Annotated in this window: 10 protein-coding genes; all 10 read right to left on the bottom strand. The window is 32.5% G+C overall.

All coding sequences use genetic code 11. The features are described 5' to 3' along the window. Positions 1-293, bottom strand: a 293-nt coding sequence (locus B5D41_RS13645) for an ATP-binding cassette domain-containing protein (protein WP_143555737.1), incomplete at its 3' end; no start/stop codon positions are given. A gap of 14 nt (positions 294-307) precedes the next feature. After that, positions 308-1,210, bottom strand: coding sequence for a nickel transporter permease (gene nikC, locus B5D41_RS13640; RefSeq protein WP_078811182.1), 903 nt, complete (start codon positions 1,208-1,210; stop codon positions 308-310). Between the two features lie 12 nt (positions 1,211-1,222). Then, positions 1,223-2,227, bottom strand: coding sequence for an ABC transporter permease (locus B5D41_RS13635; RefSeq protein WP_078811181.1), 1,005 nt, complete (start codon positions 2,225-2,227; stop codon positions 1,223-1,225). Between the two features lie 134 nt (positions 2,228-2,361). Continuing rightward, positions 2,362-4,017 carry an ABC transporter substrate-binding protein gene (locus B5D41_RS13630; protein WP_078811180.1) on the bottom strand — a complete coding sequence of 552 codons (1,656 nt, stop codon included), beginning with the start codon at positions 4,015-4,017 and terminating at the stop codon, positions 2,362-2,364. A 553-nt stretch (positions 4,018-4,570) separates the two neighbouring features. Beyond that, positions 4,571-5,272, bottom strand: a complete 702-nt coding sequence (locus tag B5D41_RS13625) for a hypothetical protein (RefSeq protein ID WP_078811179.1) — start codon at positions 5,270-5,272, stop codon at positions 4,571-4,573. 334 nt (positions 5,273-5,606) lie between these two features. After that, positions 5,607-7,268 (bottom strand): ABC transporter substrate-binding protein, encoded by a 1,662-nt coding sequence (locus B5D41_RS13620; protein ID WP_078811178.1) that lies wholly within the window; start codon positions 7,266-7,268, stop codon positions 5,607-5,609. Between the two features lie 272 nt (positions 7,269-7,540). Continuing rightward, the gene (locus B5D41_RS13615) at positions 7,541-7,804 is read right to left on the bottom strand and encodes a putative Se/S carrier protein (protein WP_200806481.1); all 264 of its coding nucleotides are present in this window, start codon (positions 7,802-7,804) and stop codon (positions 7,541-7,543) included. 7 nt (positions 7,805-7,811) lie between these two features. After that, positions 7,812-8,849, bottom strand: a complete 1,038-nt coding sequence (gene selD, locus B5D41_RS13610) for a selenide, water dikinase SelD (RefSeq protein ID WP_078811177.1) — start codon at positions 8,847-8,849, stop codon at positions 7,812-7,814. A 69-nt stretch (positions 8,850-8,918) separates the two neighbouring features. Next, the gene (yedF, locus tag B5D41_RS13605) at positions 8,919-9,509 is read right to left on the bottom strand and encodes a sulfurtransferase-like selenium metabolism protein YedF (RefSeq protein WP_234983969.1); all 591 of its coding nucleotides are present in this window, start codon (positions 9,507-9,509) and stop codon (positions 8,919-8,921) included. A 199-nt stretch (positions 9,510-9,708) separates the two neighbouring features. Beyond that, the coding region (locus B5D41_RS13600) for an ABC transporter ATP-binding protein (protein ID WP_143555736.1) at positions 9,709-10,639 on the bottom strand (931 nt) is incomplete at its 5' end.

Genomic DNA, 10,639 nt, shown 5'->3' with positions numbered 1-10,639 from the left:
ATCATTGAAATTTCATTTCCTCTAATATTTCTCATTTCCGATTTGCTTTTATTTAATAGATTCTCGCCTTTAAAATTGATTTCACCACCAACAATCTTTCCTGGTGGCTGAGGAATTAAGCGCATAATTGAAGTAGAAGTTACACTCTTCCCAGAACCAGACTCACCAACGATTCCTAAGGTTTCACCTTTCTCTATTTGAAAGCTAACACCATCTACGGCTTTAACTACTCCTTTTTCTACAAAGAAATGAGTCTGTAAATCATTAACCTCTAGAATTACATCCTTACTCATTTTTTCACCTCGCTTTAATTATCCTTCATTTTTGGATCTAAGGCATCACGTAAACCATCACCAAATAGATTAAAACCTAATACAGTAATTACGATTGCTATACCTGGAAAAGCTACTACCCAAGGGGCCAACTGAATAGCTGATCGACCAGCACTTAACATAGCTCCCCATTCAGGTGTTGGTGGTTGAGCTCCTAATCCTAAAAAACTTAAACCTGCTGCTTCTAAAATAGCAGTAGCAATACTTAAAGTAGCCTGAACAATAATCGGTGCCATACAGTTAGGTAACAAATGTCTAAGTAAAATTCTAGGATCATTTGCTCCTAAAGCTTTAGCAGATTCTACATATTCTGCTTCTTTAACAGTAATCACTGAAGATCTAACGATTCTCGCAAATCGTGGTAAATTTACAATTCCAATTGCTATCATTGCATTACTTAATTGCGGGCCTAAAATAGCCATAATTGCGATGGCTAATAAAATACTAGGAAAAGCTAACATCACATCTATTACTCTCATAATTAAAGTGTTTATTATTCCCCCATAATAACCAGCTACAGTACCCAAAAAGACACCAAAAACTAAAGCAATACTAACAGAAATTACACCAACTTGTAATGATATTCGAGAACCATAAATAATTCTACTTAAAATATCTCTACCTAATTCATCAGTCCCTAACCAATGATCAAAAGAAGGAGCCTCTAATCTAGAAATCACATCTACCTTATTAGGATCATATGGTGCAATATAAGGAGCAGTAATAGCCAGAATAATTAGAATAGCTATAATTCCTAATCCAAACACGGCTGTCTTATTCCTTAAAAGTCGTTTCCAAACTTCAGCCCAAATCCCACTACTTTCTACTTCTTCTAATTTATTAGAATTTTGTTTAGCCTCAATACTAGCCTGTACCATTATTACACCTCCTTAATTATACTCAATTCTAGGATCTACAAAGGAATAAATAATATCTACTATTAAATTTATAACTACGAAAGTTATCGATAAGACTAAAATACATCCTTGTACTACTGGGAAATCCCTAGCCATAATGGCATCAAAGGAGTATTTACCTACTCCTGGCCAAGAAAAGATGGTTTCAGTCATTACCGCTCCACCTAATAAAACTCCTGCTTGTAGACCAACTACAGTAATAATTGGAATTAAAGCATTCTTTAAAGCATGTTTATAAACGACTACTCGTTCACTTAGTCCTTTAGCATAAGCAGTTCTAATATAATCGTTACCTAATACCTCTAACATACTAGAACGAGTCATACGGGCAATAATTGCCATCGGAATCGTACCTAAGGCTAGTCCAGGCAACATTAAATGCCAAAGTACATCTTTTAGTGCTGTCCAATTTCCTGTTATAATACTGTCTATTACATAAAAATTTGTAATTGTCTCCAATTCTATCCCTACACTAAGTCTGGCTGATGCTGGGAACCACCCTAATTTTAAAGCAAAAATCCAAATTAACATCAAACCTAGCCAGAAAATTGGCAAAGAAACTCCTAATAAAGCACCTGACATACTAACATAGTCAAATACAGAATATTGTTTAGTAGCTGAAATAATTCCCGCTGGAACTCCAATTAAAACAGCTATAATCATACTGAAAAGACTTAATTCAATGGTAGCTGGATACCTGTGTAACAACTCTTCACCTACTGGATTTCTGGTCATAATTGAGGTTCCTAAATCACCTCTTGCAATTCGTTTCAAAAACCTAAAATATTGTTGATATAAGGGATCATTAAGGCCTAGTTCATCTCTTAATCTTTTTAAATCTTCATGTGATGCCCTCTCACCTAACATAATTTGAGCAGGATCTCCTGGAATCAAATGAACCATCATAAAAACTACTATAGACACTCCAATAATGATCGGAACAAGAAATAATAATCTTCTTAAAATATAAGTTAACATCCTCTCGTTACAACCTCCTTTGCTATAACTATCAATTATATCCTTTTATTTACACTAGCTTTAAACATGAATTAGAGTATATATGGCAATTGCCATATATACTCTAAGCTTATACCATTAATATTCAATTAAACTTACTGCTTAAGCCACACATCATTTAATTTTTCTTGTCCTACTGGACTTGGTTCGTAATTCATTACTTTATTCTTCAATCCTAATGGAGGATTAGAGTGAGCTACAGGTACCCATGGCGCATCTTTATGGATAACCTTTTGAGATTTCTTATATAATTCAGCTCGCTTTTCTTGATCCATAGTAGTTTGAGCTTTAATTAATAATTCATGTAATGGATCACTCTTATAGAATGCAATATTACCAGCACTTCCTTTAATTGCATTATCCTTATCTAATAAGACGTATAAGAAGTTATCTGGGTCACCATTATCACCAGTCCAACCTAAAAGTGCCATATCATGTTCACCATTTTCAGTCTTTTGTAGATAAGTACCCCAATCATAGCTTCTAATTTCTGCCTTAACACCAATAGCCTCTAGATCAGACTGCATAGCCTGAGCGATTAACTTTGGCTGAGGCATATATGGTCTTGGGTTAGGCATTGCCCATAATGTTGTTTTAAATCCATCTGGATAACCAGCTTCAGCTAATAATTTTTTTGCCTTTTCTGGATTATACTCATAAGGGTCAATATCTTCATTATACCCCCACAAGGATGGTGGTAATGGGTTTTTAGCAGGTTTACCTAGTCCTGCATATAAACCTTTAATAATCTCTTTCTTATTAATCGCATGATTAATAGCTCTTCTAACTTTGACATTACCAAATGGTTTCTTATCAAAGTTCATAGCTAAATAACCAACATTCATACTTGGTCTTAAAGATAACTTTAATTTATCTGCATTTCTAATTTGTGGAACACTATTAGGGTTAACTCCGTCAATCATATCAATACTTCCAGACTGTAATTCCATAAATCTAGCAGTATTATCTGGAATAACTCTAAATACAACCTTATCTAAGTAAGGTCGACCTTCCCAATAATCTTCATTTGCTTCTAAAATGATTCTATCTCCTTTAACCCACTTTACAAACTTAAATGGTCCGGTTCCTACTGGATGCTTAAAATAGTCTTCTCCATACTTCTTAATCGCTGTTGGACTAGAAATTCCAAATGGACCCATTGCTAAATTAGCTAAGAATGGTGCCAATTTTTCTTTTAAAGTAAATTTAACAGTATACTCATCCACAGCTTCTACAGATTTAACTACTCCTGGGAACCCACCAAACATATAACCCCAGTAAACAAATTGACCATCATGATATTTATGATCTTTATTCATCCAACGCTTAAAGTTAAATACAACAGCATCAGCATTAAATTTAGTTCCATCGTGGAATTTAACACCTTTTCTTAAATTAAATGTCCATGTTAAACCATCTTCAGAAGTTTCCCAAGACTTAGCTAATGCAGGTTCAATTTCAGTTTCACCTGGCTTGTACTCTACTAAACCATCAAGCATCTGTCTTGTTACCTTCATTGATTCACCATCAGTTACATCAGCTGGATCTAGCTTAACTGAATCTCCACCTCGTCCAAAGACTAATGTTCCACCAGATTTAGGCTTAACTTTTTCTTGAGCTTTCTTTTCAGTCTGTTGTTGATTCTTTTCCGGTGCCTGCTCTGCCGCTTTTTCAGATTGTCCACAACCTACTAAAGCAAACCCTACTACAGCAATAATTAAAACTAAAGCTATACTCTTCTTATTAAACATTTATTTACCTCCTCAATTCTTTTCTGCTCTTTACTACTCAATGAATAATTATCAATTTAAACATAACCTACACTTCTCTTCTCCTCTCCTCTATTTCACCTCCTTGCCTTACTTATATGTGTAAGTATTTATATAAAAAATTAACTGAATTTGCTTTAAAAATATATTTTCAGTGACTAACATATGTCACCAATATTACCAATAAAATAAACATAAAAAAATTTTACTACAAATATAAAAAAACTTATCCCTAAAGAATAGAAGTACATAGTTTAGAGATAAGGCTATAGAAATCCTAATATTTTTCAACTCTTATTTACTACTCTCTGCTAAACTACTCTATTTTAATAATGATTATATTATTTTTATTAAATAAATTATACAATTCCAAATCAATTATATCTTTCTACTTATTGACTACTTATCTAATTATCTACTCATCTACTTATATATACTATAGTAAGAACTATTATATTATATTATATTCTGAATTATTTGTCAACTCATAAATATCATATTAAGTAATTTAGATTGAATTTTTATTAAAAAACCTTTAATTTGCCTTTTTAATTTGAAACGATGTATCTTTACCAGTTAAGCTAATCTGACAGTTATCATTTCTTAAATAGAGAATATCTAAACCTTTTACTTGGTTCTTAATTAATACTTTACGACTAATTTTAAATAGAACATCTCCTAAATTAATCTGAAGAGCTTCTGCTAAATCATAATTAGCCTTTTCAATTTCTAATATTGGATTAGTAAATTCAATATTAGAAGCTTTAGCATTTAAAAGGTTATCAATTTTTTGTTCACTATCTACCTCTTCATCATTAGGAATCAAAAAAGTAGTATTAACTAATATAGGGTCCTCTTGTTCATAAACCATTAAAGATCTTTCCTGGGAATTATTACCTTTTACTAATTTTTCATAACTATTATATTCATTTAAAATTATTCTATCTAACTGTTCAGTAGAAATAATATCTAAATCCAAAATATTAATTATATCGATTAAAAATTGATGAGATGATACATTAGATAATTTCTCCATTTTACGAGCATATCTTTCTCGTAGCTTAGTCAATGATAATCGTGCCTCCGATAAAACTGTCCTAACGTAGTGAGGGGTTGTCTCTACTTTTTCTGCTAATTCTTCTACTTTCAAAAAAGGGTCATTTTTTGCTAAATATACTACTTTCTCTTTCTTATTTAAATCATTAATTCTCGACTTCTCTTCTTCTAACCCTTGCATGATAATCCCCCTTCAATAATTAATTATTAGTAGATAATAAAAAAACTCTAAACTAAGAGTAGTCTAGAGTAAGTTATAGATAGCCCTCAATAAAGAGCTGATCTAATCTACTTATTACCTACCAAACTACTTTCCTACTCTTTTACTAAGATTATAAATCTACCTCTACTCACTACTCAATCCTTAATAAATATACTCAATTATCTAATAAATATACTATATTATTAATAATTATATTATAACTTACATATGTTTGTCAAGTCATATTTTAGATCACTAATTAAACAAAAAAGAGTAACTACTCAATTGAGTAGTTACTCTTTTAATTTCATTATTATTTATTTAACCAAACTGTATTTAATGGTAATGGTCCCATAGCAGTCAATCTATACCCTTGAACAAATGGTTTCGCTACAGCGACTCGAGTATAATAATAAATTGGAATCCATGGTGCATCATTCACAACCATCTTCTCAGCTTTTTGATATAACTTAAGTCTTTCTTCACCTGGTTTCATACCACGTGCCTTCTCTGCTATTTTATCAAATTCTGGATTATTATAGAAGACTGCATTCCCTCCTGGGCCAGCATTCTCAGAATGGAATTTAACATATAAAAAGTTATCTGGATCTGGATAGTCAGCAATCCAACCTAATCTAAATATTTGAGTCTCTCCATTATCTACTCGTTTAATATAACTACCCCAATCTAAATTAGATAGTTTAATATTTACTCCTATTTCTTTTAAATTAGCTTGTACAGCTTCTGCAATAGCTTGATGTGATTTGCTTGTATTATAGATTAACTCATATTCTCCTGGAAGTCCATCTGGATATCCTGCTTCTGCTAACAACTTCTTAGCTTTCTCTTGATCATATGGATATCCCTCTATATCTTCATTATATCCAGGCATTCCCGGCGGCAAGATTCCAGAAGCTGGCTTTACAGTACCATTCTTTAATACTTTTGCAATCGCCTTCTTATTTACTGCATAATTTAATGCTTTTCTAACTTTTAGATTATCAAAAGGTTCTTTGTTAGTATTAATTCCAAAGTAATATGTTCCTAAGAAAGGAATTTTAACTAATTCATCAGAAAACTTTTCACTAGTTAGTACTCTCTGCATCTGTCCCATCGGAATATCTCCATCTACTAAAGTATAAATGTTACCCTGCTCATACTCAGCAAATGCTGGAGATGCCTCAGGAATAACTCGATAAACAACTTTATCTAAATATGGCCGACCAGCAAAATAATCTTTATGAGCTTCTAATACAACTTTATTATCATGCTGCCACTCTTTAAATTTAAATGGACCGGTCCCAACTGGATTATTTCCATAATCAACACCATACTTTTCAATAGCCTTTTTAGAAACTACTGCAGCATTAGGCATTGCTAATACAGATAGGAACGGAGTAAACGGCTCTTTTAAAGTGATTTTTAAGGTATATTCATCAGTAGCTTTGATTCCTTCTACTCTGTCTGTTTTACCATTTTGAAATTCTTCTACTCCTTTAATATTATTAAATAACCATGCTCTTTCAGACTTAGTTTCTGGATTAACCATTCTTGTAAAGGAATAAACAAAGTCTTCAGCAGTTACTAAATCTCCATTATGAAACTTTACATCCTTCTTTAATTTAAATGTCCATATTAAACCATCATCAGAAACATCCCAAGATTTAGCAATCGCCCCAACTACTTTTAAATCCTTATCGAATTCTACTAAACCATCATAAATATTCATTGCTACTTTATGTGAGGTAGTATCAGTAATATGTGCCGGATCTAAAGAAGGTGGATCGGAAGCTACTCTTCCTTCAAACACGCCACCAAACTTATCTTCTTCCTTCACTTCCTTTGGAGCTGTTTCTTCTTGTTGCTTCTGGTCTGCTCCTTGATTCTGATCTCCTCCTTGTTGTCCACAACCTACTACAGTAAGTACTAATAATCCTAAAAGTAAAACTACTGCTATACTCTTTTTATTGAACATTCTTTACCAGTCCCTCCTATTATAATTTTAATGTTGGTCAATTACTATTTTTAGTTACTAAGATTATAATTATTAAAATAAATTTATTTATTTTTTACTACCCTCTCCCTCCTTAATTAAATTGTACGAATTTTGTGATAAAACAAATCAAAGATTCAGGTGACATACGTATGTCACCTGAATAGCTAAATATATATAATTTACTCGTTAATTTAATTATAACATATAGTACGAATTTTATCAATTTATGTCTTAAAATGTTTTATTGCCATTTATAAGCTAGTAATCAACTTCTTTCTACCTTTTTTTTCAACTTTATAATATCCCCATATTCTAATTTTGTTCTTTGTTATCACTTCTTTAACTTTATCTAAATCTTCTAAATCAAATCTAATTCCAGTTCCACAATTAGATGTTATCTCCTGGGGAATTGGAATTATCATTAACTCTATTCCTACGTCCTTCAAACACTTTTCAGCCTTTAAAGTATGATGAGTTGAATGAAAAGTTATTAAACCAAACTTTCTAGTAATCACCTTAATTCTACTCCTTAACTTTAATTTTAGCACTTCCCGCCTTAATCTGACCAATAATCGTTGCTGCATTTACCCCTTTTTCTTGTAGCTTATCAACCAACTTCTGGGCGTTAATAGCATCAACTGAAATCAAAAGGCCTCCAGAGGTTTGTGGATCAAATAGAATATCTTTTTTAGCTTCATTGAATTCTTCACTAAAGTGCATATGTTCACTTATATAATCCTGATTTCGATAAGCACCACCAGGTACTAATCCCATTTCTGCCCATTCTATTACTTCTGGCAATAAAAGAATATTTGAAAAGTCCAACTCTGCTTTTACTTCACTAGCAGACACCATCTCCCATAAGTGACCTAATAGCCCAAAACCAGTTACATCTGTACAAGCATTAACACCTACATCTTGCATTACTTCTACAGCATCCTTATTTAAAGTAACCATTTCTTGGATTGCTGAATTATCTTCTGTATCAGAAGTGAGTCCTCCTCTCATGGCAGTAATAGTAATACCAATTCCTAACGGTTTAGTTAAGACTAATCTATCTCCCGGTTTAGCTCCGGCATTGGTAAGAACTTGGTCTGGATGAACTAAACCACTTGCTGATAAACCATATTTAGGCTCATCATCTTCAATAGTATGCCCTCCAGCTAAAATAGCTCCTGCTTCTTTTACTTTTTCAGCGCCTCCTTGTAAAATTTCTTCTAAAACTTCTGGTTCTAAACAAGTAGGAAATCCCACAATATTCATAGCACTAAGCGGCTTACCACCCATAGCATAAATGTCACTTAATGAATTGGTAGCTGCTATCTGTCCAAATAAATACGGGTCATCTATCATAGGAGTAAAGAAATCAAGCGATTGAATGATAGCCTGGTCAGTATTTAATTTAATTACTGAAGCATCATCTGAAGTACTTAATCCAACTAATTCTCGTTCATCTGTTATAATGGGAATTGATCGCAAAACTTGCGATAAGGTCTCAGGACCTAATTTCGCTGCTCAACCTCCACTTGTAGCAAATTGACTTAATCTTTTTTTACTCACTTCTACCAACACCTCTTATTATACTTGTATTATATTCATTTAGCTCCTTATTGGTTAAAACATTTTTCCTTATACCGTTACTACTGGATATGAATTTAGTTTCTCAACAATAGTATACATATTTGAAATTTCTCCTACTTCCAATTTATCTTCTAATCCATAATATTCTAGGCAAGTACCACAAGAAATAATCTCCATTCCAGCTTCTTCTAAAATCTTTAAATTCTTTTTAACTTCTTTATTCAAAGTAGGTAATTTTACCCCAGAATTGATAAATATAATAGCTTCTGGTAATGGAGCTGTTTCCGTTAAAGTATAGATGAACCCTTTAATTAATACTTCACCTAATTCTTCTTCACCTTTACCTAATGTCTCTGAACGAATAAAATAAACTTTATTACCATCTTCACCACTGTCCTCTATTTCTTCTGAAGTCACTGATGAAGCAACAGTAGATTCACCTTGGGTAAAATTCACCTGAAACTCTTCATCTATTTTTAAAACATCCGTATTATATCCTAATTTCTGTCCTAATTTTTCTAAGTTTTTACAAGCAATTTGATTATCAACCAAAGTAGAAACTTCCTTACTCTCCTCTAGTGCATTCTTAGTCTTAATTACCGGCTCAGGACAATTTAAACCTCTAGCATCAATCTCCATTATTTACTCCTCCTAATATATAGTAACTAGTATAGACAATGAGCCATAATTCATACCTTTAGCTTAATCCTTATGAAAAAGTTATAATCTGTATTTTTAATTATATATAAGTTATTATTATAAGTCAAATAAGACTTTTTAATATCATAAACAAAAAAGATAACTACCAATTAAGATAGTCATCTTTGTAACGAACTTTCTATTCTATTTCTTCTACTGAGAGATGACAAGCCGCATAATGTCCAGCTCCTCTATCTACAAGCTCTGGTTCTTCCTTACTACAGATATCCTTAGCAAATGGACATCTAGTATGGAAACTACAACCGCTTGGCGGATTAATTGGACTCGGTACATCTCCTTTTAGAATTATCTTTTCTCTTTTAATTGTCGGGTCAGTCAATGGAATTGCTGATAATAATGCCTTAGTATAAGGGTGTTGAGAGTTATTATATAATTCATCTTTATCTGCTAATTCTACCATCTTTCCTAAATACATTACCGCTACCCGATCACTAATATGCTTTACTACACTTAAATCATGGGCAATGAATATATACGTTAAATCCAACTCTTTTTGTAAGTCTTCCATTAAGTTAATTACCTGAGCCTGAATTGATACATCTAATGCTGATACCGGTTCATCACAGATAATAATCTTAGGGTCTACTGCCAATGCTCTTGCAATTCCGATTCTTTGACGCTGTCCTCCACTAAACTCATGAGGATATCTACGCATATGCTGCTTAGGTAGCCCTACTTTTTCTAATAGTTCTCTTACTTGCTTTTCTTTTTCTTTACCTTTGGCTATATCATGAATCTCCATGGCTTCACCAATAATATCTCCTACTGTCATTCGTGGATTTAAAGATGCATATGGGTCTTGAAAGATCATCTGCATCTCTCTTCTTAAGCTTCGCATATCTTTCTTATTTAAATCATATATATTCTGATTATTGAACTTAACTTCTCCTGCCGTTGGTTCTAATAATCTTAATAATAATCTACCTGTCGTTGATTTTCCACAACCACTTTCTCCTACTAAACCTAGTGTCTCTCCCTTATTAACTGCAAAATTAAGACCATCTACTGCCTTTACTGTATTTACAGTCTTAGAAAATAATCCACCTTTG

The sequence above is a fragment of the Selenihalanaerobacter shriftii genome, from assembly GCF_900167185.1.
Taxonomy (GTDB): domain Bacteria; phylum Bacillota; class Halanaerobiia; order Halobacteroidales; family Acetohalobiaceae; genus Selenihalanaerobacter; species Selenihalanaerobacter shriftii.
This window is presented reverse-complemented; position numbering and strand designations above follow the sequence as displayed.

Excerpts from the sequence above, each read along its gene's own strand:
- yedF (WP_234983969.1), bottom strand. The coding sequence starts at position 9,509 with ATGGAGATTGATGCTAGAGGTTTAAATTGTCCTGAGCCGGTAATTAAG.
- B5D41_RS13630 (WP_078811180.1), bottom strand. The coding sequence starts at position 4,017 with ATGTTTAATAAGAAGAGTATAGCTTTAGTTTTAATTATTGCTGTAGTA.
- B5D41_RS13625 (WP_078811179.1), bottom strand. The coding sequence starts at position 5,272 with ATGCAAGGGTTAGAAGAAGAGAAGTCGAGAATTAATGATTTAAATAAG.
- B5D41_RS13635 (WP_078811181.1), bottom strand. The coding sequence starts at position 2,227 with ATGTTAACTTATATTTTAAGAAGATTATTATTTCTTGTTCCGATCATT.
- nikC (WP_078811182.1), bottom strand. The coding sequence starts at position 1,210 with ATGGTACAGGCTAGTATTGAGGCTAAACAAAATTCTAATAAATTAGAA.
- B5D41_RS13620 (WP_078811178.1), bottom strand. The coding sequence starts at position 7,268 with ATGTTCAATAAAAAGAGTATAGCAGTAGTTTTACTTTTAGGATTATTA.